Source organism: Streptomyces sp. NPDC051183 (assembly GCF_040682455.1).
GTDB lineage: Bacteria > Actinomycetota > Actinomycetes > Streptomycetales > Streptomycetaceae > Streptomyces.
This window is the reverse complement of sequence record NZ_JBFBBA010000010.1, coordinates 97,032-119,625: the sequence shown is the minus strand read 5'-3', so window position 1 is coordinate 119,625 and position 22,594 is coordinate 97,032. Positions and strand designations below refer to the sequence as shown.

The following is a 22,594-nucleotide window of genomic DNA, read 5'->3' as shown; positions in this document are numbered from 1 at the left end:
GGCTGGGGCTTGGCGGGCCTTGATGGCGCGCTTAACCTACGACTCCGTAGGCTACGGAACCGTAGGTAATTCGCTTTGCACCCAGGAGTACCCGTGACGATCACCTCTCCCCACCTCGGCAGCTCGGAGGCGTGGACCGACGCCAAGCTGCTGTACGCGCTGGAAGAGGTGGTCGAGAAGGAGCTCAACCGCCATCTGAAGGTCACCAAGGACTGGATGCCCCACGAGTACGTCCCGTGGAGCGACGGCCGGAACTTCCCGGGCTTCTTCGAGGACGGCGAGGCCTGGGACCCGCAGCAGTCCAAGGTCACCGACATCGGCAAGATCGCGCTGGTCGTGAACCTGCTGACCGAGGACAACCTCCCCAGCTACCACCACGAGATCGCCTCGCTCTTCGGCCGCAACGGCGCCTGGGGCACCTGGGTGCACCGCTGGACCGCCGAGGAGGGCCGCCACGGCATCGTGATGCGCGACTACCTGCTGGCCTCGCGCGCCGTGGACCCGGACAAGCTCGAAGCGTTCCGCATGCAGCACATGTCGGAGGGGTTCGAGTCCGACAACCGCCACTCGATGCTGCACTCGGTGGCGTACGTCGCCTTCCAGGAGCTCGCGACCCGCATCTCGCACCGCAACACCGGCCACCAGTCCGGTGACCCGGTCTGCGACAGGATGCTGGCGCGCATCGCGCAGGACGAGAACCTGCACATGGTCTTCTACCGCAACCTGCTGGGCGCCGCCTTCGAGCTCGCTCCGGACCTGACGATGCAGGCCGTGCGGGACGTCGTCGTGAACTTCCGGATGCCCGGACACGGCATGCCCGGGTTCGAGCGGATGGCCGCCCAGATGGCGATCGGCGGGGTCTACAACCTGCGGATCCACCACGACGACGTACTGAGCCCCGTGATCCGCTTCCTGAAGATCATGGACATCGACGGCCTCGGCCCCGAGGGCCAGAAGACACAGGAGGAACTCGGGCTCTTCATGAACGGCCTGGACGGCGAGGCCCGCAAGTTCGACGAGCGCCTGGCCGCCCGCGCGGCGCGCATCGCGGCCCGCAAGGGCTGATCGGCACCACGGCCCGAGCCCTGGCAGAGCACCGCTCTGCCAGGGCTTCGCGTTGTCCGGTCAGCCGCGCGGCCGCAGGGCCAGGCGCTCGGCCTCCGAGAGGCCGCCCCAGACGCCGAAGCGCTCGTCGTTGGCCAGGGCGTACTCCAGGCACGCCGCCCGCCCCTCGCACGCCCCGCACAGCCGCTTCGCGTCGCGCAGCGACGAGCCGGGCTCCGGGAAGAAGAAGCCCGGACCCGTCTGGGCGCACAGGGCGAGCTCGTACCAAGCGGTAGCGCTGGTGGCGCTGGCGGTAGTGGTGTTCATCGACATGCCGCAGAGCCTCGCCGCAACCGATGGACATCCGATCAACGCCTGATCAACAAGCGCAGCTCGGTGGCGTCCGGAGCGGAAGTCGGGAAGGCTGGGGCGCATGGTTTCGGTATTGCAGAACGTGGCGATCGACTGTGGGCCGCCATGAATTCCTGACGCCGAAGCGCCGCCCTGGCCCCGCTCCGCGGGGAAACGTTCGGACGGCGGTCAGTCCTCGTGTTTGGCGCGGCTCGGCTGCACGCGTTTGGGTTCGCCCGGCATTTTGGGGTAGTCCGGCGGGTAGGGCATGTCGCCCAGGCCGTGGTCGTGTTCGTGGCGGTCCGCCAGTTCCAGGGCGGCGTCGAGGGTGAAGGCGTGGTCGTCCATGTCCGCGTGGAGGTCGCCCAGTTCAGCGAAGCGCGCCGGCATCGTGACGATGTCGAAGTCGCGCGGCTCCGCGTCGTCCAGCTCCTCCCAGCGCAGCGGCGCCGAAACCGGGGCGTGCGGGCGCGGGCGGACGGAGTAGGCGGAGGCGATGGTGCGGTCGCGCGCCGTCTGGTTGTAGTCGACGAAGATCCGCTCGCCGCGCTCCTCCTTCCACCAGGCGGTGGTGACCTTCCCCGGCATCCTGCGCTCCAGGTCCCGGCCGATGGCGATGGCGCAGCGGCGGACCTCCGTGAAGGTCCAGCGCGGTGCGATCGGCACGAAGACGTGCAGCCCGCGGCCGCCCGAGGTCTTGGGCCAGCCCCGCAGGCCCAGCTCTTCGAGGAGTACGCGCAGTTCGTGCGCGGCCGCCACCGCGTCGTGGTAGTCGGTGCCCGGCTGCGGGTCCAGGTCGATGCGCAGTTCGTCGGGCCGGTCGGTGTCCGTACGGCGCACCGGCCAGGGGTGGAAGGTGAGGCAGCCCAGGTTGGCCGCCCATAGGACGGCGGCCGGTTCGGTCGGGCAGATCTCGTCGGCGGTGCGACCGCTCGGGAAGGAGATGTGGGCGGTCGGGATCCAGTCGGGCAGGTTCTTCGGGGCCCGCTTCTGGAAGAAGGACTCGCCGTCCACCCCGTCGGGGAACCGCTCCAGCGTCGTGGGCCGGTTGCGCAGGGCGCGGGTGATGCCGTCCGCGACCGCGAGGTAGTACGCGGCGACGTCCCCCTTGGTGAGACCGCGCTCGGGGAAGTACACCTTGCCCGGGTTGGAGAGCCGTACGGCCCGTCCGCCCGCGTCCAGCTCGATCGCATTGCCCGCAGCACCCATGGGGGCCACGGTAGGCGGGCCCGGCCGGGTGTGCATACCGGGCGGGTCCGGACGTACCACCGCAGAATCTGAAGCATGGACCTGCCGGTGATGCCGCCCGTGAAGCCGATGCTCGCCAAATCCGTGTCCAAGATCCCGCCCGGCATGCAGTACGAGGCCAAGTGGGACGGCTTCCGCGCCATCGTCCACCGCGACGGCGACGAGATCGAGATCGGCAGCCGCACGGGCAAGACCCTGACCCGGTACTTCCCGGAGCTGGTGGCGGCCCTGAAGGAGAACCTGCCGGCCCGGTGCGTCATGGACGGCGAGATCGTCATCGTTCAGGGCGGGCGGCTCGACTTCGACCGCCTCACCGAGCGCATCCACCCCGCGGCCTCCCGCGTCCGCACGCTCTCCGAGGCGACCCCCGCCAGCTTCGTCGCCTTCGATCTGCTCGCGCTCGGCGACGAGGCGCTCCTCGACACCCCGCTCGCCGACCGCCGTACCGCGCTCGTCGATGCCCTTTCCACCGCTCGGCCCCCCGTTCACCTCGCGCCCGCGACCACCGACCCCGCGCTCGCGCAGGAGTGGTTCGAGCGGTTCGAGGGCGCCGGGCTCGACGGGGTGATCGCCAAACCCCTCGATCTCCCCTACCGGCCCGATGCCCGCCTCATGTTCAAGATCAAGCACGAGCGTACGGCCGACGTCGTCATCGCGGGTTTCCGTTTCCACAAGAGCGGTCCGATCATCGGATCGCTGCTGCTCGGGCTGTACGACGACGGCGGCACCCTCCAGCACGTGGGCGTCTGCGCCGCCTTCCCCATGAAGCGCCGCGCCGAACTGGTGGAGGAGCTCGAACCGCTGCGGATGGCGGACCCCGCCGGGCACCCCTGGGCCGCCTGGGCCGAGGAGTCGGCCCACGAGAGCGCCCGGCTGCCCGGCGCGCAGAGCCGCTGGACCGGCAAGAAGGACCTCTCCTGGGTCCCGCTGCGCCCCGAGCGGGTCTGCGAGGTCGCCTACGACCACATGGAGGGCGACCGCTTCCGGCACACCGCGCAGTTCCGCCGCTGGCGGCCCGACCGGGCGCCGGCGAGCTGCACCTACGCCCAGTTGGAGGAGGTCGTGGGGTACGACCTCGCCGAGGTCCTCGGCATGGGCGGAACCTAGGGGTTCGCACCCAGCTTTATGCGAAGACGTGCATAGTCGCGTTCACGCATAGACGGCCCCGCCGGTCGCTCCGTACGGTCATGGTCATCGGGCCCAGCGGGGGCCTGACACCGAGGGGGCTCCACATGGCACGTGAGGAACTGACCCGGCTCACAGGCAACGGAAACGGCGAGTGCGGACAGGGCGACTGCCCGAACGTGTACCGGACCGCGTCCGGCTCGTTCATCGTCCAGGGAGACACTTCCGACGCCTTCACCCCGCCGACCGGCGAGGGGCTCGTGGAGATCCCCGAAGCAGTGCTCAGGGAGGCGTTCCGTGCTCTTGGATGGTGAAGACTGGGCGTCGAAGTTCAGGACGTTCCAGACAGAAGCCTGGCGGCTTGAGACCCTGCCCCAGTACCTCGTACCGCAGGAAGCGGACGAGTTCGCCGCCTTCAAGGCTGGGGCCCGGTTCCCCGGCCCGTACGAGGACTCGTGGACGGAGATGGTCCGCACCAGCAAGGTGGGGCGCGTGCACGTCCTCACACAGCCGCTCAGTGACTACCTGCGGTTCGAGTTCGAGCGGTACTACCAGCACCAGGCCCCGGCCGGGGAAGACATCCGGATTCTCGACGTGACCGACCGGCCGAACCCGCTGCCGGACGTCCAGGACTTCTGGATGTTCGACCGCTCCACGGTCGTGCTCATGCACTACCAACCGGATGGCAAGCAGATCAGCCGCGAAGTCTACGAGGGCGACACAGCCCTGTTCATCGAGTACCAGCGCATCGCCGTAGCCGCGTCTGTGCCATTCCTGGAGTACGTCGCTAGGTGAGTGTCGAACCAGAGGAGCTGGGCCAGTCAGGCGAAGAACTGGCGGCCCTGCTGAAGGCAGTGCGCAAGCGGTCCGGGCTCTCAGGGGCTCGGGCCGCCGCGCGCTGCAACATGTCTCAGTCGAAGGTCAGCCGGATCGAAAACGGCAAGGTCCGTCCGTCCCTCGTGGACGTAGAGCAACTCTTGAGAGCCTGCGATGCGGCCCCAGGCCTGGTCACGCAGGTCATGACCCTGGCCCGACTGGCGAACACCGAGTGGCAGGGCGCCCGGGGCATGCGGCGCAAGGGCCTCGACAAGAAGCAGCTTGAGCTGGCCGGCCTCGAAGCGTCGTCAGCTGAGTTCCGGTTCTTCCTCCTGTCGATGATCACGGGCCTGCTCTCGACGCCGGAGTACATCCGGGCGAGCCTCGCCCACATCCCCGGTGATCACTCCAAGACGATCGCCAAGAAGCTGGAACGGCAGCAGGTCCTGTACGACCGCTCGAAGCGGTTCACGTTCATCCTCACTGAGCAGGCCGTTCGCTGGCCCCTCGTAGGCCCTGACGCGCTTGCCGTACAGATCGACCACCTGGCCTCACTCACGCACCTGCCGAACGTCAAGCTCGGCGTGATCCCCATAACGGTGCCCACCGGCCCGGCCCCGCTGAACACCTTCACGGTCTACGACGAGCGTATTGCCACGGTCGAACTGTCCACGGGCGTCATGGTCTTCCGAGACCCCCGGGACGTGGCCAGCCACCGTGAAGAGTTCTCTCACCTTGAGGATCGAGCCCTGTTCGGAGAGGACGCACGGGCCTTTCTGAGGGCGTGCGCAACCGCCCTCCGATGATCTTTAGTCCATGACGCGCGTGATCGCGTTCAGCCCCCGCTGAGGGGTGAAGGATTGCCCCTCAGTGACGGCGACCGCGAGGGGTGCGACATGGCGAGCACGCAGACCAGGACCGTAAGTCCAGAGGTAGCCCGCCTCTTCATGCCCGCGCGGCCGGAGGCCCCCGCCGACTGCGCGAAGTGCCAGAAGTGGGCCGAGGAGCGCTCTGCGGCTACGGGCCCCCTGGCGGGCACTGTCGTCAGCGATAGGAACGTGCTGATCCGGCGCCACGCTGCGCGGGGGCACCAATGACCATGACCCTGCGTGTCTCCCACGACGGCGGCCAAACCTTCGGCGGAGAGCTCGTCTACCCGACCGACCGCGCGGAGAAGCCGTTGACCCCTGCCGCGTCGGCCCGGTGGCCGCCGTGCCGGTGCAAGCGCTGCCGCACGGAGGCAGCCGCACCCATCCGAGAGGAGGTGCAGTCCTGACCGACCCCGGCGACAAGTCCGGAGGTTCCGGCGGAGGCCAGTTCCCGCCCCCGCCCCAGTAGCCGCTACGCGGCTACCTCACCGTCTGATCTGAGAGGAGCAACACCATGACGACCATGCTCGAAAGCCCCGTCGCCTTACGGCACGGGCGGGACCTCGTCAGTCCCGAGCTGTTCGAGAAGGTGTCCGTGTTCTGCGCGGAGGAGTACGGACACGAGCTGTCCACCGCCCGCCGGATCGTGGACCAGGCCCTTGCCTTCCTCAAGGTCACGGGCGACACCCGCGCCTTCGACATGACCCCGTCGGACGCCGTTGACCCCGGATGGCACTCGTTCGTGCTCCACACACAGGCATACGCCGCGTGGTGCCAGGAGCAGTTCGGGTTCTTCCTCGGACACGAGCCCAAGGCCACCGTCCGCACCCGCCCCCTGATCGGGTCCGTGGTGGACCGCGTCAGGGCCGCCGGGTTCCACGTGGATGACCGGCTGTGGGGCTCCGTGAAGGAGTGCAACCCGCCCGCGTGCTGCGGTGACGGCGACGGCTGCTGACCCCACCCGATGAATGAGCCCCGGGTGCCGCGAATGCACCCGGGGCTCACCCATGAACAGAGGTTATCCCTCATGGCAGTTGGCGAGACCCTGGAGGGACAGAGCAGGGTCACCGTGTTCGCGATGTTCGGCGCCGTCTTCGGATACGCGACCCACTCGCTGGACGCCCGGCAACTAGGTGAAGTGGCCGTGATCGGCCCCCTGACCCCCGGAGTGGAGTGGCCCCGGCTGTGGCAGATGGCCCGCACCTGCGGGAAGTCCGCCGCCAAGGACATCGACCTTGCACAGTGGATTCTGATCCAGGCCACCCGTGCGTTCGTCTGCGGCAGCGACCGCATCGCGCAGCTCGACAAAGAGGGCTGGAAGCTGGATCCCGGCGGCAAGCGCGTCACCTTCGAGGCCCCCTACGCCCACCGTGACCACCTGTGGACCGGGAACCTGACCGTGGAAGGGCTCACCCCTGACCAGGTAGCCGAACGGCCGACCATCTACCGCGCCTAGTGGGAGTACAGGTCCGGCTTCTTCAGCCAGGGGCGCAGCTCCAGCCGATCGAAGAGGCGCACCTCACGGCCGGAAACGTCACGGTCGCGGGTGGTCTCCACCAGGACGCCACGATGCCGGGCCACCAGCCCGTGAACGTCGTTCTCCTGCCCCTCGAAGGAGTCGGACCAGACTCTCGCAGCGCCCCCAGTAGACGTACCTGGCCCATGTGTGGATCTTCCCTCCAGTGCGGCAGTGCCGCGACTCGTAGTGGAGGGTGCTTTACGCGGTCGCCTACGACCACATGGAGGGCGACCGCTTCCGGCACACCGCGCAGTTCCGCCGCTGGCGGCCCGACCGGGCGCCGGCGAGCTGCACCTACGCCCAGTTGGAGGAGGTCGTGGGGTACGACCTCGCCGAGGTCCTCGGGCCCGGCGGCTGAAGGCTCAGCCCGCCGTCAGCTTCTCCCACTCCCCCCGGTCCGGCCCCGCCGCGTTCGGCGCGTAGTCGGGCCGCGCCGCCAGCCACCGCGCCACCCGGGCCCGTACTTCCGGATCCGCGTACGCCCGCTCCGGCGGCTCGGCCAGGTGCCGCACCCGGGCCCGGGCCCGCATCACCTCCGGGTCCTCCAGCGCGCAGTCGAACAGCGCCGCCACCTCGCGCGCCGTCCCCGTACGCACGGCCCGGGTCGCGAACCGCTCCCCGATGGCCGCGTCGGCGACGACCTGGAAGTCGAACCACGGCTTCAGCGTGCGCACGGCCCACGCGTGGTACTCGGCGGCGAACCCCACCGACCCCGGATCCCGGTGCACCGTACGGGCCACCCGGAGCGCGGCCCACAGCGCCAGCGAAGTGCCCTGCCCCAGCGTCGGGTTGGTGTGGGTGATGGCGTCACCCACGGGGATCAGCCCGGCCGCCAGCGGCCCGTGCTCATCGACGTACGGGCTCCACCGGTTGTCGAGGCTCGCGGTGGCCAGGACCTCCGAGAGCGGCTCGACCCCCGGCACCAGCCAGGCCGCGCCGGGCGGGAAGGCCCGCGCGGCGGCTTCGAACACGGCCGGATCGCGCAGCGCCGACCGGGTGGTGTCCTCGGTGTGCACGAAGAGGGTGACGGCGAACAGCCGGTTGTCCGCGGGGAAGACCGCGCACCCGGCGAAGCTGCCGCCCGTCACCGCCCAGGGCCGGCGCGGCCCCTCCTCCTGCCCCTCGGGCAGCCGGTACCAGCGGCAGAAGTACGCGAGCCCCGTGCGGTGCCGCTCCACGAGGGCGGGCCGGCAGCCCGCCGCGGCGAGCCGGCGCTCGGCGCCGCCGCGCCGCCCGCCCGCGTCGACCACGAGGTCGCCCTCGTACGCACCGGCCCCGGTGGTCACTCCCGTCACACGGATCCCGGAGGTGTCCTGGACCGAGGTCAGCCCGGTGACCGGCTCCCCGTACCGCGCCACGACCCCCGCTTCGGCGCGCAGCGCGGTGGCCAGGGCACTCTCCAGCACGATGCGCCGGGCCTGCAGCATGACCAGGTCCTCGTCCCCGGGCCGCGCGGGCGGGCGTACGTCGAACCAGTCCAGCTCGTGCCGCTCGCGGGCTCCGAGCCGGAGCATCTCCGCGTACACGTCGGGCAGTTCGTCGCACAGTACGTTGCGGGCGGCGCCGAGCAGCGCGTGCGGCTGGGTCGCCTGTGGCACGGCCGGCCGGCGCCAGCCGAAGAAGTCGCGGTCGAGCGCGGCGCCGGGGGCCCGGGTGTCCCGTTCGAAGAGCTCGACGCCGTGTCCGGCGCGTGCCGCGAGCAGCGCGGTCGCCTGCCCTCCGACGCCCCCGCCGATGACCAGCACATGTGCCACTGCGCCCCCTGAAGCCGTATGACGATCAGACCGCCCAGAGCCTGCGCTGCCGGACCCTGACCGAAACCCGCACACCAGTCCTATGCGGTCCGGTACTCCCGCAGCGCCAGCCGCGTCTCCTCCTCCACGAGGTCGGCGTTGACGGCCGCCGCCACCTGCACGCCCTGCGCCGCCGCGCCCGCGACCTGCTGCACCGGGGAGCCGACGTTCCCCGCGACCCACACCCCGGGGAGGGCGGTCGCGCCCGTCGCGGGATCGGCGTCGGCGCAGGTGCCGATCACATGGCCGTCCCGCTCCAGGCTGGTGACCGGCATGCCCAGGCCGGTCAGGACGCCGGCGCGGGCGGCGAACCTCGGGGCCACCACGAGCGCCCGGCACTCCACCGTCCCGCCGTCGGCCAGGGTCACCCCGACCAGCCGGTCCTCGGCGATGGCCAGGCCGGTGACCTCGCCCTCCACCACTCGGACGCCCCGGGCCGCCAGCAGCTCCCGTTCCTCCGCGGTGAGGTGCCACGTGTGGGACAGCAGTGTCACCTGTCCGGTCCACTGCCGCCAGAGCTGCGCCTGGTGCACCGCGAGGGGCCCGGTGGCCAGCACCGCCAGCGGCTGGTCCCGCACCTCCCAGCCGTGGCAGTACGGGCAGTGCAGCACGTCCCGTCCCCAGCGGGCCGCCAGCCCCGGTACCGCGGGCAGCTCGTCCACCAGGCCGGTCGCGACCAGCAACCGCCGTGCGCGCACCGCCCCGCCGTCCGCGCAGCGGACCAGGAACTCCCCGTCGGGCAGCCGGTCCACGGCGACGACCACGCCGGACCGGACCTCCCCGCCGTACCCGGCCACCTCCGCCCGCCCCTTGGCCAACAGTTCGGCGGGGCTCGCCCCGTCGTGGCCGAGGTAGCCGTGCATGTGCGCGGCGGGGGCATTGCGCGGGCTGCCGGAGTCGATCACCAGCACGGAACGGCGGGCCCGGGCCAGGGTCAGCGCCCCGGCCAGGCCGGCGGCCCCGCCGCCCACGACGACCACGTCGAAACGTTCTTCCATCACCTTGTCCATACCGGCGAGGGTGTGCCCGAGAGTGCCCACTTGACAAATGTTGTTGCCGAACCGGCAAATGGAACCATGACCACGGAACGCGGACGCGACGACGAGGAGCTCGCCGGCGTGCTCACCGCAGTGGGCCCCCGGCTGCGGGCGCTGCGCCAGGAGCGCGGCACCACGCTGGCCCAGCTCTCGGAAGTGACCGGGATCTCGCTCTCCACCCTCTCCCGGCTGGAGTCCGGCCGGCGCAAGCCGACCCTGGAGCTGCTGCTCCCGCTGGCCCGGGCCCACCGGGTGGCGCTCGACGAGTTGGTCGGCGCCCCCGAGACCGGCGATCCCCGGATCCGCCCGCGGCCCTTCGTACGGCACGGCGACACGTACGTGCCGCTGACCCGGAACTTCGGCGGGGTGCAGGCCTTCAAGCAGATCCTGCCGCCGCGCGATGCCGCGCAACCCCTCCCTGAACTGCGCGTCCACGAGGGCTACGAGTGGCTGTACGTGCTCTCCGGGCGGGTCCGGCTGCTGCTGGGCGCGCACGACCTGGTCCTCACCCCGGGCGAGGCGGCCGAGTTCGACACCCACACCCCGCACGCCTTCTTCAACGCGGGCCCGCAGCCCGCGGAGTTCCTCAGCCTGTTCGGCCCGCAGGGCGAGCGGATGCACGTCCGCGCCCGCCCCTCCACCCCCTCCTCGGAAGGACGCTCATGAACTCCCCCGCCGCCCGGCAGCGCTCCGTCCCCGAGCCCAACGCCGTGGTCGGCGTCGGCCTGGTCGTGGTCCGCGCCGACGGCCGCGTCCTGCTCGGCCAGGCGCACGACGGCCGCTGGGAGCTGCCCGGCGGCAAGGTCGACCCCGGGGAGGGCTTCGAGCAGGCCGCGGCGCGCGAGCTGGCCGAGGAGACGGATCTTCGGGCGGCGCCGGAGGGCATCCGCATCCTGTCGGTGCGCATCGACGCGCAGGCCGGGGTGACCCGGCTGACGGCGGCCGCCGTCACCGAGGCCGCCGAGGGCACCGCGACCGTCACCGAGCCCCACAAGATCGCCCGCTGGCAGTGGTTCGCCCCGGACGCGATCCCCGACGCCCTCTACGCCCCCTCCGAGGGGGTCATCCGCGCCTGGCGCCCGGACTGGCGCCCCGGACCGGCGCCCGGCCTCCCGGCCGGCGCCCTCCCGGCCGGCGGGCTCCCGCCCGGGGGCCCGGCCGCCCTCCCGACCCCACCTGCGTACGACTATCCGACCACCTGACGCGCACCGGCGCCGGCCCGGACCGGCCACCGGACCCTACCGACGGCCCGCCGCCGCCCGTGGCGCGAAATTGCCCTCCCCCAGGTCCTCGGCCAGCAGCCGCTTCGCGATGGCGTCCGCCGCCACCCGCAGCTCCGCGCTGCGCGGCCGGCCCCGGTCCTTCTCCAGCTGGTCCCCGAGCCACTGGGCCCACGCCCCCGAGATGACGGCCGCCTCCCGCTCCCCCGCCGGGGTGTGCGCGAAGTAGCCGTTCTCCCGCGTCAGGTACCCCTCCGTCACCATCCGGTCGAAGACCGGCACCAGCACCTCCGGCGGCAGCGACCGCCGCGACGCGATCAGCCCCAGGCTGGCATGGCCGACCGTCCGGGTCAGCAGGTCCACCTGCATCACCGCCCACGCCCCCGCCATGTCGAGCCGCGTGTCGGACGCGTCCACGATGCCCCGGGCGGTCTCGGGCCCCATGCTCCGTACGAGCTTCCCGACCGCCAGCTCCAGCAGCTTCGCCGAGTCCCCCGAGGCCGTGGCGGGCGAGGCGAAGCCGTCGCCCATGTCGGTGGAGCCGGCCCGGGCGCTGTCGCGGAGCTTGACCTGCTTGAGGAAGAGCGCGACGACGAAGCCCGCCAACGCCACCGGGACGGTCCACAGGAACACCGTCTGCAGGGTGTCCGCGTACGCGGCGATCACCGGGGCGGCCGCCTGCGGGTCGAGTCCGCGTACTCCCTGCGGGCTCTGCGCGGCCGCGCCGAGCGTCGCGGGATCCTCCCCGGTGGCCCGGGCGGCCTCGCCCACCGCCGTCTTGAGCGCGGGAGTCAGGGTGTTGGCGTAGATCGTCCCGAAGACCGCGGTCCCGAAGGAACTGCCGAGCGTACGGAAGAAGGTGACGCCGGACGTGGCCGTGCCGAGGTCGGCGTAGTCCACGGTGTTCTGCACGGCGATGGTCAGCACCTGCATGCACAGGCCGATGCCGACGCCGAGGACGAACATGTACAGGGATTCCAGCCAGGCGTTGGTCCCGGGCCCCATCAGCGACAGCAGGTACAGCCCGAGGCCCATCACAGCGCTGCCGGCGATCGGGAAGATCCGGTAGCGGCCGGTCTTGCTGGTGACGTTGCCGCTGAAGACGGAGGCGATCAGCAGCCCGATGACCATCGGCAGCGTCCGCACGCCCGACACGGTGGCCGAATCCCCGTCGACGTACTGCAAGTAGGTCGGCAGGAAGGTCATCGCGCCGAGCATGGCGAAGCCGACGACGAAGCTCAGCACCGAGCAGACGGTGAAGACCGGGTTGCGGAACAGCCGCATCGGCAGCATCGGCTCGGCGGCCCGGACCTCGGCCAGGCAGAACAGCGCCAGGGCCAGCGCGCCGCCCGCGAAGAGGCCGATGATCATGCCCGAGGTCCAGGCGTACTCGTTGCCGCCCCAGCTCGTGGCCAGGATCAGGGCGCTGGAGCCGATCGCGATGAGGGCGATGCCGAGGTAGTCGATGACGGGCCGGCCGGCGGCCCGTACCGAGGGGATCGTACGCGCGGCCAGGGCGACCACCAGGACGGCGATGGGCACGTTGACGTAGAAGCACCAGCGCCAGGACAGGTTGTCGGTGAACAGCCCGCCCAGCAGCGGTCCGATGACGGTGGACACCCCGAAGACCGCGCCGATCGCGCCCTGGTACTTGCCCCGTTCGCGCAGCGGCACCACATCGGCGATCAGCGCCATGGAGGTGACCATCAGTCCGCCCGCACCGATGCCCTGCACGCCCCGCCACAGGATGAGGAAGGTCATGTTGCCCGCGAGGCCGCACAGGAAGGAGCCGGTGATGAAGACGACCGCGGAGATCTGGAAGATCACTTTCCGGCCGAACATGTCACCGAACTTGCCCACCAGCACCGTCGCGACGGTCTCCGCCAGCAGGTAGGAGGTGACCACCCACGACATGTGGTCGCCGCCGCCGAGGTCCGCCACGATCGTGGGCAGGGCCGTGCCCACGATCGTCTGGTCGAGGGCCGCCAGCAGGACGCCCAGCATGATCGTCCCGAAGATGACGTTGCGTCGCCGCCGGTCGAGCACGGGGGGCGCCGGGAGCGCTGTGGCGGGGGCAGTGGTCACATCTCGCACTCTCACAGCGCTCCCGGCCCCGCGCACCCGGCGCGGGGCCGTACGGGTGAGCCCCGGACCGTATCAGCGCAGGTGGGCGAGGCCCGGGTGCTCCGCCGCGTAACCGTCGAGCAGCCGCCGGGCCACCGCCACCGAGTCCACCAGCGGGTGCAGCGCGAAGGCCTTGACCGCGTCCGCCCTCGAACCGCTCGCCGCGGCGGCCAGCACCTCGCGCTCGACCGCCTTGACCGAGGTCACCAGGCCCGTCGCGTGCAGCGGCAGCGGGGCGACGGCCACCGGGTGGGCCCCGTTGGCGTCGACCAGGCACGGGACCTCGATGACCGCCTGCGCGTCGAGCGCCGAGAGCGTGCCGCGGTTGCGGACGTTGAGGATCAGCGTTGCCCGCTCGTCCCGGGCGATGGCCCGCATCAGCGCCAGGGCGACCTTCTCGTAGCCGCCGGACTCCAGGTCGCTCTCGTCGCGCTCGCCGACGCCCGCCGCCTCGCGGTTCTCGGCCATGTACGTGGCTTCGCGCTCGGCCCGGGTCCGGTCCCAGGCGGCCAGTGCCTCACCGGGACGCCCGGCGCGGCCCGCCTCGGTGTAGAAGCCGCGCTGCTGGTCGCGCAGGAAGGCGCCACGGGTCTGCTCGGCCTCCTGGTAGGCCCGTACCGTGTCACGGTTGAAGTAGTAGTAGTGCAGGTACTCGTTGGGGATCGCGCCGATCGAGCGCAGCCACTCCGCCCCGAAGAGCCGGCCCTCCTCGAAGGACTCCAGGGCCTCGGTATCGGCCAGGAGCCGCGGCAGCTCGTCGCGTCCGCCGATGTGCAGCCCGCGCACCCAGCCCAGGTGGTTGAGGCCGACGTAGTCGATCCAGGCCTCCTCCGGCCGGGCGCCCAGCAGCCGGGCGATCCGCCGCCCGAGCCCCACCGGCGAGTCACAGATCCCGATCACCCGGTCCCCGAGCGCCTCGGCCATCGCCTCGGTGACCACACCGGCCGGGTTGGTGAAGTTGATGACCCACGCCTCGGGTGCGACGCGCGCAATCCTGCGCGCGATCTCCCGGGCCACCGGCACGGTCCGCAGGCCGTACGCGATCCCGCCCGCGCCCACCGTCTCCTGGCCCAGCACTCCCTCGGCCAGAGCGATCCGCTCGTCGGCGGCGCGCCCGTCCAGCCCGCCGACGCGAATGGCCGAAAACACGAAGTCCGCACCGCGCAGGGCCTCGTCGAGGTCCGCGGTGGCGGTGACGGCGGGTGCGTCCGGCACGCCGGCGGCCTGGTCCGCGAGCACCCGGGCCATGGCGCCCAGCCGCCCGGGGTCCTCGTCGTACAGGGTCACCTGCGACACCCTGCCCTCGGCGTGGTCGCCGAGCAGGGCTCCGTAGACGAGCGGTACCCGGAATCCGCCCCCGCCGAGGATCGTCAGCCGCACGCCCTTACCGCCCTTCGCAGTGCCACGTTTCGTGACACCAGTGTCCCCCGCCGGGTCACTCCCCCAGCGGCGGCACGGCGCGCAGCCTCGGCCCCTGGAGCTGCGGCGCGCCGCCGCCCCGGACCGGACCGGTCGGCGCACCCTGCGGCGCCGAGAGGATCAGGGTGATCCGGGTGAGCCCCATCGAGTCGAGCATGCGGCTGGATTCGGCCACCATCCGGCAGCGCACCAGTCCCCAGCCCGGGTCGGGATGGCGCACGCTGCGCACCGCCCCGTCCTGCTCGGCGGCGTCGGCCCCGTGCGTGGTCAGCCAGTGCGGCACGCCGTACCGGTAGGCCGCCTCCATGAAGGGATCGCGGGCCACCTCCTGGCGGATGCTGCGCAGCCCCTCGTCCTCCGGGGCGGCCTCGAGCGCGGTCGCGAAGCGGGCCAACAGCGGTACGCACCAGGCCGGTTCGTGGTCCTCCAGCACGGCCGCGGCGTCCGGGTGGAACAGCACGAAGCGCAGGAAGTTGTCGTCCGGCAGGGCGGTCGGGTGCGGACGCACCGACTGGAACAGCCGGTCGAAGGCCGAGTTGGTGAGGGCCACGTCCCAACGGTGGTCCACCAGGAAACTCGGGTAGGGCACGGCCTCCATCAGGGCCGCGTAGTCACACAGGTAGTCGCGCTGGGCCGGGTCCTCGGGCAGCCGGTTCTCCTCGGCCGCGCGCCAGGTGGGCGGCGGGTCGCGGTCGACCATGACCCGGAAGAGCCAGAAGCGCTGCCGCTCGCTCATCTCCAAGGCCTCGGCCAGGGCGAGCAGTTTGCGGTCCGTCCACTCCTTGACCAGGCCGCGTTCCCAGTTTCCGTACGCACGTACGCTGATCCGCAGCCGTGCCGCCAGGTCCTCCTGGCTCAGCCCCAGCTCTTCCCGGCGTTGGCGCAAAATCTCCTTGCGTCGCTCTGACCGCACGGCGCCGCGTGCGGACTCATCGCCCGCCAGGCGCTCCTCACCGGCTCGGGCGAGGCCATCGGACGGGCCCACCGCTGCGAGATGTGGCACCGAGAGCTCCCCCTCCTCACGGTCTGGATCTTCATTTCCGTGTGGCGATCCTGCTACCGACTTCATTCGAGTGTCAACTATTGTGGCAATTCCAGCCTCTTGACAGCTCATTCCCGCCACAGCTGTGGCAAGTTCTAGCCCTCCGCAGCGTAAGCGGCTAGATTCCAGGAGCCGACCATGTGCCCGTACCGACCTCGCGCGATCTAGGAGAACCACTGGTGACAGACGGCTTCCCGGCTCCCGTCGCGGTGGCCAACGCGCCCCTGGCAGCCACCGTCACGCGCGTCGCCGAACTCGCGGGCAAAATGGGCCGCGACCTGAACCAGGTCTTCGACCTGCGCCGGCTCTCCGAGGCCTCAGGCGTCCCCGCGGACGTGGTCAGGACCCTGCTGGACGGCCGGCCCGCCGGCGAACCCGATCTCCAGGCCCGGTTCCTCCAGCGCCTCGACCTGCTGCGCCGCACCCGGGTCAAGTCCAACGGACGCCGGTACACGCAGCAGGAGATCGCGGACGGCGCCGCCATGTCCCGGCAGCAGGCCGGGGCCCTGATCAACGGGGACCGGCGCCCCACCATGGAGCACTGTGACGCCATCCAGCGCTTCTTCGGCGTCCACGCGGGCTTCCTCACCGCCCACGACGCGGACGCCCTCACCGACGCGCTCCAGCGGACCGAGCAGCAACTGCTCCAGGACTTCGCGGGAAGAGCGCGCGAAACCGTACCGGCCGCTGCCGCTTCGGCAGGCGATCCGCTGGCAAGACTTCTCCAGAACCACGGCGTACGCGGCATCGCCTGGAGAGCCGCCCAACTGCCCAGCGACAAGCACCGGGACAAGGTGACCGAATGGCTGGACATGCTTCTCGAAAGCGTAAAACCGAACGAGTCCTGACCCAGTCGAAAGTCTGGGTCTGATCCTTGAGTCCTGATCCGGATCCGCGCCGACGGGGAGAACGGTGAGCATAGGCAGAGAGCAGCGGCGGTTGTGCGGGGAGCTGGTGGCCGGCATCACGCTGACCGCGCCCGTGGAACCCGTGGACCTCTACGCCGCCCTCTGCGAGGGCATGAGCAAACACCGCGGCCGCCGGGTGGAGTTCCGGATGGCCTCGTTCCCGCCGGGGACGGCCAGCGGCCTGTGGCTCGACATGGCGGACCGCGATCTGGTGGTCATCGAGGAGCGCACGGCACCGGACCACCAACTGGTGATCCTCGGCCACGAGCTGTGGCACATGAAGGCCGGCCACTGCAGCCACCACGTCGACGGCGCCGCCGTCGCCGCGCGGCTGCTCTCGGACGAGGCCGACCTCGGCGAGACCGTCCGGCGGGTCGCCGCGCGCACGCGCGCCGACGTCCAGGAGGAGACCGAAGCGGAAACCTTCGGTTTACTGCTGGGCAGCAGATGCCGTACGTGGCTGGCCGGTTCGGCGAGCCACCGCGCACCGGCGCAGCGTGATCAGTTGGCGGGCCGCATCGAGGCCTCGCTCGGGTACCGGGGGCACAGGAACGACCGTTGAACGGCCAGGACTACTACATACCGGCAGTCGCGATGGGGGTCTCCCTCGCCTTCAAGCTGCCGACCCTGCGCAACAACTGGCGGGACCCGCTGCTCCGCTCGGTCTGCGCCCTGCTGACCCTGGCCGGATCGGTGTTCACCTTCGCCGCCCCGCCGACCATCGAGGCCGTCAACCGCTGGACCGGCATCCCGAACTTCTCCGCCCCGCTCGTCTACTGCCTGATCACCGCCTTCAGCGCCGCCTGCCTCGTGCTGATCGTCAACTGGCGGGGTGGCCCGCCCGAGGAGACCCGGCGCATCTCCCGCCGCTGGATCCTCGGCTACGGTGCGGTGATCGCGACGCTGCCGCTGCTGTTCCTCCTCGGCGACGCCCCGGTGGAGCGGCTGCGCGACTTCGACACGTACTACGCCAACACCCCGTACATCCGGGAGCTGATCGCCCTCTACCTGGTGGCGCACAACGTGGCCGCCTTCGTGATGGTGGCCATGTGCTGGCGCTGGTCGCTCCAGGTGCGCGGCTGGCTGCGCGTCGGCCTGATGATCATCGTCCTGGGCTACGTCTTCAACCTCAGCTACGACGCGACCAAGATGAGCGCGGTGGTCGCCCGCTGGACCGGCCACGACCTCGACTGGCTGAGCACCGACCTCGCCCCGCCGGTCGCCTCCCTCGGCGCGCTCATCAGCGCGGTCGGCTTCGTGCTCCCGCTGGTGTGCCAGCGAGTGTCCGACAGCTGGCAGAACTGGGCGACGTACCGGCGGCTCGGCGCGCTCTGGCACGAGGTGCAGATCTCCGCGCCGAGCGGCACCCCCTGCGTCCGGATGTCCTGGTGGGCCGCCGCCGAGCTCCGGATGATCCAGCGCGAGTCGGACATCCACGACGGGTTCCTGCACCTGGGCCCGTACTTCGACCAGCGCCACCGGGACGGCGCCCTCGCCCGGGCCCTCGCCGGCGGGGCCGACGAGGAGACGGCCCGCGCCGTCGCCGACGCCGCCATGGTCGCGGCCGCCGTACGGGCCCGCACCGCCGACCCCGAGGGCAAGGTCATCGGGGCCAGCGAGGAGAGCGCGCAGCACGCCGCCGACGGGCCGCGGGACCTCGTACGGATCTCCCACGCGCTGCGGCACTCACCGGTCGTGGCGGAGGTCCGGCGGCAGACGGCGCTGTCCGGGGCGCCGGGGGTCTGACCCTCCCGACGGCTTCGGCAGGCTTCGGCAGGCGGATGGCGCTCAGTTCCCGGCGGCCACCGTCACCGCCGGGAACAGGTCCTGGAAGGCGCCGGCGGAGTCGATGCCGCTGCGGCCGTAGGGTGCGTCGAAGCTCCACACCATGAACAGCAGGAACACGATCAGCGCGCTGAACAGTCCGGCGAGCAGCAGCTCCCGGCCCGAGCGCCGGATCTGCAGGGTGAAGATCAGCCCGACCGTGACCACTCCGCCGACCAGCAGCCCGAGCCACACCACGCTCGGCAGCGTCGACTCGTCGCTCTGCGTCCGCGAGTGGCGGGCGTCGTCGGCGGCCGCGATGTGGTCGAGCAGCGGCTGGTAGGCCTGCGCCTGGAGCTCGTTGGCCGGGGCCTGGTGGGTGACGTCGCTGCGCAGCTTGCCCAGCAGCCCGGCGCCCTCGGCGGACGCGGCCTCGCCGGCGGTCAGCCGCGGCCAGTCCACGTTGACGGTGTGGGAGACGTACGCGTCCACCTCGCCCCTGATCCGGTCGCGGACGGGCGCCGGGTAGACATCGGCGCGCTGGGTCACCTCGTACAGCGACTGGGCCTCCCGGCGCACGCTGTCCTCGGCGGCGCCGCGCGCCTCCCAGACGCCCGCGATGGCCAGACCCAGCACGATCGCGTAGACCACGCCGACCATCATCGTCATGTACTCGATGACGTCGGGGGTTTCGCTGGTGTCCTCGTCTTCCGCGGCCCGGCGGTGCCGGATCGCGGTGATGGCGAGGACGACGGCGCACACGAGCGCCATGGCGATGGCCAGGACCAGCCATTCGGACACGAGGGTTCTCCCGTTGGTGAATCGATCGGACGGATCAGTCGGACGGATGGGGTGGGCGGGCGGGCGGATCGAGCGGAGGGGACGTCAGCCGCGGCTCTTGCCCCGGGGCCGCAGGGCGGCGGCCGCGAGGACCGCCGGGGTGGTGACGACGGCCATGAGCATCACGGTGGACATACCGTCCGGGCCGCGCCGCGCCAGGGCCGATGAGTGGTACGGGCGCACGTGGAAGCGGCGTACCGGCGCGGCCGGCGCTTCGACCGCGGCCGGAACCACGGCTTCGGGCGCGGCCGGCGCCGCGACCGGCCCGGCACCCGGCCCGGGTGGCGGCGGCTTCGACGGCGCCTCCCCCGCCTTCGCCGTCGGCCCGGCGAGCCCCGGCAGCACGGCCCCGGGCGGGACCGGCAGCGGCCCGGCCCCGGGGTGCCACACGGTCGGCAGCACGGGCCCGGGCACGATCGCCCGTACGGAAGGCCGCCCGTGCGGCGGCACCGCGGACGGCCGGACCGGCTTCGTCCCCGCCGGCACGCACAGGTCGACGCGGGCCCCGCGCCCGTGGCCGTCGCCCGCGACCTCCACGTGGCCGTGCAGCGGGCAGAGCGCCGCCACCAGACCGGCTCCGGCGAAGTACTGCCAAGCGGTCACCGCGCGTCCTCCCGCATTCCGCTGTCAAGGGACCCCCTCCTGCAGAAACGATCACGGCAGGGCTTCGATACGCGGCAGACAAGTCAAGATCCCTGCGCGAGGGGTCACTTCAAGCCATCGGCGGCACTAGCCTGCCCGGATGGAGGAATGGGAGCGCTGGGAGCGGCGCGTACAGACGGCCGCGCACCCCGTCGCCTACCGGCTGCTGAGCGCGGTCGCCGCCCGGGGCCCCGCCGTGCGGGTGCCCCGCATCGGGGTGGTGGTCAGCGACGCCGCCCTCGCCCGGGAGGTCCTCCTGGACACCGAGGGCTACACGAAGACCGGGCCGGGCGCGGCGGCCGGCCTGTGGACCCCGGTGCTCGGCCCGCGGGTGCTGATCAACATGGAGGGCGCCGAGCACGCGGCGCTGCGCGGACGGCTGGCCGGGCTGTTCACTCCGGGCCGGGTGGCGGCCGTGTGCGAACGGGTGCTGCGCGCTCCGCTCCGCGGCCTGGAGCGGCGGCTGGCGGCGGGCGAGGAGGTGGACCTGGTCCGCGTCGTCCGGGACGGGGCCACCGAGGTGATCCGGGAGCTGGTCGGACTCCCGGACGCCGGGGCGGACTTCGCCGAGGCCTCCGCGGTGCTGTCGTCGGTGCGGCTGTGGCGCACCTCGCTGACCGGTCGCCAGACGAACCGCGCCCGGGCCGCGTTGGCCCGGCTGAGCGGAGCGGCGGTCGCCGCGTACCGGGCGGGAGACGAGTCCACCGTACCGGGGCGGCTGCGGGCGCTGGGGCTGGACGAGGGCGAGGCGCGGGGCGCGGTCGGGGTGTTGCTGCTGACCGGCACCGAGACGCTGGTCTCCTTCGTGCCCCGGCTGATCGCCCTGGTCCACGACAGCGGCCGCGGGCCGGACCGGATCACCGACGCGCTGGTCGAGGACGCGCTGCGGGTGACCTCGCCGACCCCGGTGATGCTGCGCAGCGCCGCCCGGCCGGGGCGCCTCGGGGGTGTGCGGGTCGGGGCCGGGGAACGGGTGGTGATCGCCACGCTGCTGTGCACCCGGGCGTACGGGCCCTTCGCGCCGGAGCCGGGCGGTCCGGGACACTCGGCGGAGCTGCGGCGGCTCTGGTTCGGGGCCGGTCCGCACTTCTGCCTGGGGATGCCCCTGGCGATGGCCGAAATACGCGCGGTGGCCGACGCGCTGCGGGGCTTCCCGCAACTGCGCGTCGTCGACCGCCGTCCGGCCCGGGGCGTGCTGATCCCCGGGTACGCCCGGCTGTCGGTGCGCGCGAACCCGTAGGTTCACCCGCCCGGCGCAGTCCGCCAAGCCCCCGGCCCGGCCCCGCCTCATGATCGGAGGAGCGGTTCCGCAGCTCAGCGGGGTCACCAGGGGAGCAGAGGGACGGTGCCGGGTGGAATCGGACGACAGCCACGTCAGCGGGGGCGGCCACGTCAGCGGCGACAGCGGCGGCGCCAGCCGTCGCGGGACCCTCGAAGCGCAGGTCGACGCCCTGATGGACGGTCTGCGGGCCGACCTCGAACGCCTCGCGGCGATCCCCTCCATCGCCTTCCCCGGATACCCGCCGGAACCCGTCCTGGAAGCGCACGACCTCATCGTCTCGCTGTTGCGGGACGCCGGAGTCCCCAGGATCGAGCGCATCGACCTGCCGGACACCCCGCCGGTGATCTACGGCGAGATCCCGCCGCCCGATCCCGGCGCCCCGACCGTCCTGCTGTACGCGCACTACGACGTCCAGCCCGCCGGCGCCGCCTCCCTGTGGCTGTCCCCGCCCTTCGAGCCGACTCCCGTCCCCGGCGGCCTGCGGGCCCGCGGCATCGCCGACGACAAGTCGAACGTGATCGCGCACCTCGGCATGCTGCGGCTGTACGGAGGCCGCCCGCCGGTCGGGATCAAGCTGGTGATCGAGGGGCAGGAGGAGTACGGCAGCCCCTTCGACGAGTACCCGCCCTCCGACCCCGGGCGCTTCGCCTGTGACGCCATGGTCATCGCCGACCTGGGCAATCTGCGCCCCGGCACCCCCACCCTGACCACCGGGCTGCGCGGCGCCTGCGAGGTGGTGGTGGAGGTCCGCACCCTCGCCGAGCCCCGGCACAGCGGGGAGTTCGGCGGCGCCGCCCCCGATGCCCTGCTGGTCCTGCTCCGGGCGCTGGCCACCTTGCACGACGCGAACGGCGACGTGGCGGTGCCGGGCCTGCGGCGCGACCCGTGGGACGGCACGACCTACACGGAGGAGGAGTTCCGCGACCTCGCCTCGGTGCGGGCCGGCGTGCCGCTGATCGGTACCGGCTCGCTCGGCGAACGCCTGTGGAGCGGCCCCGCCGTCACGGTCATCGGGCTCGACGCACCGGACGTGGCGGGCGCCGCCTCCGCGGTGGTCCCGTACGCCCGGGCCAAGCTGAACCTGCGCTTCCATCCGCACCAGGACCCGGTCGAGGCCCGGGCCGCGCTGGTGAAGCACCTGCGCGCACAGCGCCCCTTCGGCATCCCGCTGACCGTCACCCCGGGCGATACGGGGCCGGGCTTCGAGGCCCGTACGGGCGGGCCGGCGTACCGGGCGGCGCTCATCGCGCTCAAGGAGGCCTGGGGCACGGAGGCCTCGTACGTGGCCACGGGCGGCTCGATCCCCCTGGTGAACGGCATGGCCAAGGCGGCGCCCGCGGCCGAGGTGCTGCTGTTCGGCGCACAGGACAGCATGTGCAACCTGCACGCGCCCAACGAGCGGGTGCTGCTGTCGGAGCTGCGCAACACGGTGGTGGCGATGGCCGCGTTCGTACGGGAGTACGCGGCCGACCACCGCGACGCGGCCGGCCACGACGGCGCGGCAGGCCACAACGGCGAGGGAGGCTCCCTGTGACGACCGCTCCCCCGCCG

General features: G+C 72.1%; 24 protein-coding genes and 1 pseudogene. 15 read left to right on the top strand and 10 right to left on the bottom strand.

Features of this window, described 5'->3' with window-relative positions; translation table 11 throughout:
• Positions 1–93: 93 nt before the first annotated feature.
• Positions 94–1,065, top strand: a complete 972-nt coding sequence (locus AB0M99_RS11560; RefSeq protein ID WP_365919051.1) for an acyl-ACP desaturase — start codon at positions 94–96, stop codon at positions 1,063–1,065.
• 60 nt (positions 1,066–1,125) lie between these two features.
• Here the strand turns inward: AB0M99_RS11560 and AB0M99_RS11555 are convergent, their stop codons facing one another.
• Positions 1,126–1,377, bottom strand: a complete 252-nt coding sequence (locus AB0M99_RS11555; protein WP_365919049.1) for a WhiB family transcriptional regulator — start codon at positions 1,375–1,377, stop codon at positions 1,126–1,128.
• Positions 1,378–1,584: 207 nt separating this feature from the next.
• Positions 1,585–2,604 (bottom strand): non-homologous end-joining DNA ligase, encoded by a 1,020-nt coding sequence (gene ligD / locus AB0M99_RS11550; RefSeq protein ID WP_365919047.1) that lies wholly within the window; start codon positions 2,602–2,604, stop codon positions 1,585–1,587.
• Positions 2,605–2,679: 75 nt separating this feature from the next.
• Here ligD and AB0M99_RS11545 point away from each other — a divergent pair, with 75 nt between their 5' ends.
• The 6 genes from AB0M99_RS11545 (at position 2,680) to AB0M99_RS11520 (ending at position 6,909) form a co-directional block, all read left to right on the top strand.
• The gene (locus AB0M99_RS11545) at positions 2,680–3,750 is read left to right on the top strand and encodes an ATP-dependent DNA ligase (RefSeq protein WP_365919045.1); all 1,071 of its coding nucleotides are present in this window, start codon (positions 2,680–2,682) and stop codon (positions 3,748–3,750) included.
• A gap of 125 nt (positions 3,751–3,875) precedes the next feature.
• Positions 3,876–4,082, top strand: coding sequence for a hypothetical protein (locus tag AB0M99_RS11540; protein WP_365919043.1), 207 nt, complete (start codon positions 3,876–3,878; stop codon positions 4,080–4,082).
• Positions 4,066–4,563, top strand: a complete 498-nt coding sequence (locus tag AB0M99_RS11535) for a DUF6879 family protein (RefSeq protein WP_365919041.1) — start codon at positions 4,066–4,068, stop codon at positions 4,561–4,563. The genes AB0M99_RS11540 and AB0M99_RS11535 overlap by 17 nt, the downstream gene beginning before the upstream one ends.
• Positions 4,560–5,390, top strand: a complete 831-nt coding sequence (locus tag AB0M99_RS11530) for a helix-turn-helix transcriptional regulator (protein ID WP_365919039.1) — start codon at positions 4,560–4,562, stop codon at positions 5,388–5,390. Before AB0M99_RS11535 ends, AB0M99_RS11530 begins: the two co-directional genes overlap by 4 nt.
• Before the next feature lie 577 nt (positions 5,391–5,967).
• Positions 5,968–6,408 carry a hypothetical protein gene (locus AB0M99_RS11525; RefSeq protein ID WP_365919037.1) on the top strand — a complete coding sequence of 147 codons (441 nt, stop codon included), beginning with the start codon at positions 5,968–5,970 and terminating at the stop codon, positions 6,406–6,408.
• A 72-nt stretch (positions 6,409–6,480) separates the two neighbouring features.
• Positions 6,481–6,909, top strand: a complete 429-nt coding sequence (locus AB0M99_RS11520; protein ID WP_365919035.1) for a hypothetical protein — start codon at positions 6,481–6,483, stop codon at positions 6,907–6,909.
• On the opposite strand, the gene AB0M99_RS11515 is transcribed toward AB0M99_RS11520, so the two are convergent.
• The gene (locus AB0M99_RS11515; protein WP_365919033.1) at positions 6,906–7,034 is read right to left on the bottom strand and encodes a hypothetical protein; all 129 of its coding nucleotides are present in this window, start codon (positions 7,032–7,034) and stop codon (positions 6,906–6,908) included. The genes AB0M99_RS11520 and AB0M99_RS11515 overlap by 4 nt on opposite strands.
• A gap of 143 nt (positions 7,035–7,177) precedes the next feature.
• Here AB0M99_RS11515 and AB0M99_RS11510 point away from each other — a divergent pair.
• Positions 7,178–7,330 (top strand): annotated as a pseudogene (locus AB0M99_RS11510) (ATP-dependent DNA ligase); the annotation flags it as partial.
• A gap of 4 nt (positions 7,331–7,334) precedes the next feature.
• Here AB0M99_RS11510 and AB0M99_RS11505 read toward each other — a convergent pair.
• The gene (locus AB0M99_RS11505; RefSeq protein ID WP_365919031.1) at positions 7,335–8,726 is read right to left on the bottom strand and encodes an FAD-dependent oxidoreductase; all 1,392 of its coding nucleotides are present in this window, start codon (positions 8,724–8,726) and stop codon (positions 7,335–7,337) included.
• An 80-nt stretch (positions 8,727–8,806) separates the two neighbouring features.
• On the bottom strand, positions 8,807–9,763 hold the full coding sequence (locus tag AB0M99_RS11500) for an NAD(P)/FAD-dependent oxidoreductase (RefSeq protein ID WP_365919216.1): 957 nt from the start codon (positions 9,761–9,763) through the stop codon (positions 8,807–8,809).
• A gap of 78 nt (positions 9,764–9,841) precedes the next feature.
• Between AB0M99_RS11500 and AB0M99_RS11495 the strand changes: the two genes are divergently transcribed.
• Positions 9,842–10,468: an XRE family transcriptional regulator gene (locus AB0M99_RS11495; protein WP_365919030.1), complete on the top strand. Its 627-nt coding sequence runs from the start codon at positions 9,842–9,844 to the stop codon at positions 10,466–10,468.
• Positions 10,465–11,004 (top strand): NUDIX hydrolase, encoded by a 540-nt coding sequence (locus AB0M99_RS11490; protein ID WP_365919028.1) that lies wholly within the window; start codon positions 10,465–10,467, stop codon positions 11,002–11,004. The genes AB0M99_RS11495 and AB0M99_RS11490 overlap by 4 nt, the downstream gene beginning before the upstream one ends.
• 36 nt (positions 11,005–11,040) lie before the next feature.
• Here the strand turns inward: AB0M99_RS11490 and AB0M99_RS11485 are convergent, their stop codons facing one another.
• The 3 genes from AB0M99_RS11485 to AB0M99_RS11475 form a co-directional block, all read right to left on the bottom strand.
• Positions 11,041–13,026 (bottom strand): MDR family MFS transporter, encoded by a 1,986-nt coding sequence (locus AB0M99_RS11485; RefSeq protein ID WP_365919214.1) that lies wholly within the window; start codon positions 13,024–13,026, stop codon positions 11,041–11,043.
• A gap of 153 nt (positions 13,027–13,179) precedes the next feature.
• Entirely contained in the window at positions 13,180–14,526 is a 1,347-nt protein-coding gene (locus AB0M99_RS11480) for a 6-phospho-beta-glucosidase (protein ID WP_365919026.1), read from the bottom strand.
• A 55-nt stretch (positions 14,527–14,581) separates the two neighbouring features.
• A complete protein-coding gene (locus tag AB0M99_RS11475) occupies positions 14,582–15,451 on the bottom strand; it encodes a helix-turn-helix domain-containing protein (protein ID WP_365919024.1) in 870 nt (289 codons plus the stop codon).
• A 335-nt stretch (positions 15,452–15,786) separates the two neighbouring features.
• Here AB0M99_RS11475 and AB0M99_RS11470 point away from each other — a divergent pair, with 335 nt between their 5' ends.
• The 3 genes from AB0M99_RS11470 (at position 15,787) to AB0M99_RS11460 (ending at position 18,261) form a co-directional block, all read left to right on the top strand.
• Positions 15,787–16,455 carry a helix-turn-helix transcriptional regulator gene (locus tag AB0M99_RS11470; protein ID WP_365919022.1) on the top strand — a complete coding sequence of 223 codons (669 nt, stop codon included), beginning with the start codon at positions 15,787–15,789 and terminating at the stop codon, positions 16,453–16,455.
• Between the two features lie 64 nt (positions 16,456–16,519).
• Positions 16,520–17,077, top strand: a complete 558-nt coding sequence (locus tag AB0M99_RS11465; protein ID WP_365919020.1) for a toxin-antitoxin system, toxin component — start codon at positions 16,520–16,522, stop codon at positions 17,075–17,077.
• Positions 17,074–18,261 (top strand): MAB_1171c family putative transporter, encoded by a 1,188-nt coding sequence (locus AB0M99_RS11460; protein WP_365919018.1) that lies wholly within the window; start codon positions 17,074–17,076, stop codon positions 18,259–18,261. Before AB0M99_RS11465 ends, AB0M99_RS11460 begins: the two co-directional genes overlap by 4 nt.
• A gap of 42 nt (positions 18,262–18,303) precedes the next feature.
• On the opposite strand, the gene AB0M99_RS11455 is transcribed toward AB0M99_RS11460, so the two are convergent.
• The gene (locus tag AB0M99_RS11455; RefSeq protein ID WP_365919016.1) at positions 18,304–19,080 is read right to left on the bottom strand and encodes a hypothetical protein; all 777 of its coding nucleotides are present in this window, start codon (positions 19,078–19,080) and stop codon (positions 18,304–18,306) included.
• Between the two features lie 84 nt (positions 19,081–19,164).
• Entirely contained in the window at positions 19,165–19,722 is a 558-nt protein-coding gene (locus tag AB0M99_RS11450) for a hypothetical protein (RefSeq protein WP_365919014.1), read from the bottom strand.
• Between the two features lie 139 nt (positions 19,723–19,861).
• Between AB0M99_RS11450 and AB0M99_RS11445 the strand changes: the two genes are divergently transcribed.
• Positions 19,862–21,001: a cytochrome P450 gene (locus tag AB0M99_RS11445; RefSeq protein ID WP_365919012.1), complete on the top strand. Its 1,140-nt coding sequence runs from the start codon at positions 19,862–19,864 to the stop codon at positions 20,999–21,001.
• A gap of 112 nt (positions 21,002–21,113) precedes the next feature.
• Positions 21,114–22,577 carry a M20/M25/M40 family metallo-hydrolase gene (locus AB0M99_RS11440; RefSeq protein WP_365919010.1) on the top strand — a complete coding sequence of 488 codons (1,464 nt, stop codon included), beginning with the start codon at positions 21,114–21,116 and terminating at the stop codon, positions 22,575–22,577.
• Positions 22,578–22,594: the final 17 nt, after the last annotated feature.

Bases quoted from the DNA above. Each gene is read 5' to 3' on its own strand.
- AB0M99_RS11555 (WP_365919049.1), bottom strand. From the start codon at position 1,377: ATGTCGATGAACACCACTACCGCCAGCGCCACCAGCGCTACCGCTTGG.
- AB0M99_RS11540 (WP_365919043.1), top strand. From the start codon at position 3,876: ATGGCACGTGAGGAACTGACCCGGCTCACAGGCAACGGAAACGGCGAG.
- AB0M99_RS11500 (WP_365919216.1), bottom strand. From the start codon at position 9,763: ATGGAAGAACGTTTCGACGTGGTCGTCGTGGGCGGCGGGGCCGCCGGC.
- AB0M99_RS11495 (WP_365919030.1), top strand. From the start codon at position 9,842: ATGACCACGGAACGCGGACGCGACGACGAGGAGCTCGCCGGCGTGCTC.
- AB0M99_RS11445 (WP_365919012.1), top strand. From the start codon at position 19,862: ATGGAGGAATGGGAGCGCTGGGAGCGGCGCGTACAGACGGCCGCGCAC.
- AB0M99_RS11485 (WP_365919214.1), bottom strand. From the start codon at position 13,026: ATGCTGGGCGTCCTGCTGGCGGCCCTCGACCAGACGATCGTGGGCACG.
- AB0M99_RS11545 (WP_365919045.1), top strand. From the start codon at position 2,680: ATGGACCTGCCGGTGATGCCGCCCGTGAAGCCGATGCTCGCCAAATCC.
- AB0M99_RS11525 (WP_365919037.1), top strand. From the start codon at position 5,968: ATGACGACCATGCTCGAAAGCCCCGTCGCCTTACGGCACGGGCGGGAC.
- AB0M99_RS11520 (WP_365919035.1), top strand. From the start codon at position 6,481: ATGGCAGTTGGCGAGACCCTGGAGGGACAGAGCAGGGTCACCGTGTTC.
- AB0M99_RS11490 (WP_365919028.1), top strand. From the start codon at position 10,465: ATGAACTCCCCCGCCGCCCGGCAGCGCTCCGTCCCCGAGCCCAACGCC.
- ligD (WP_365919047.1), bottom strand. From the start codon at position 2,604: ATGGGTGCTGCGGGCAATGCGATCGAGCTGGACGCGGGCGGACGGGCC.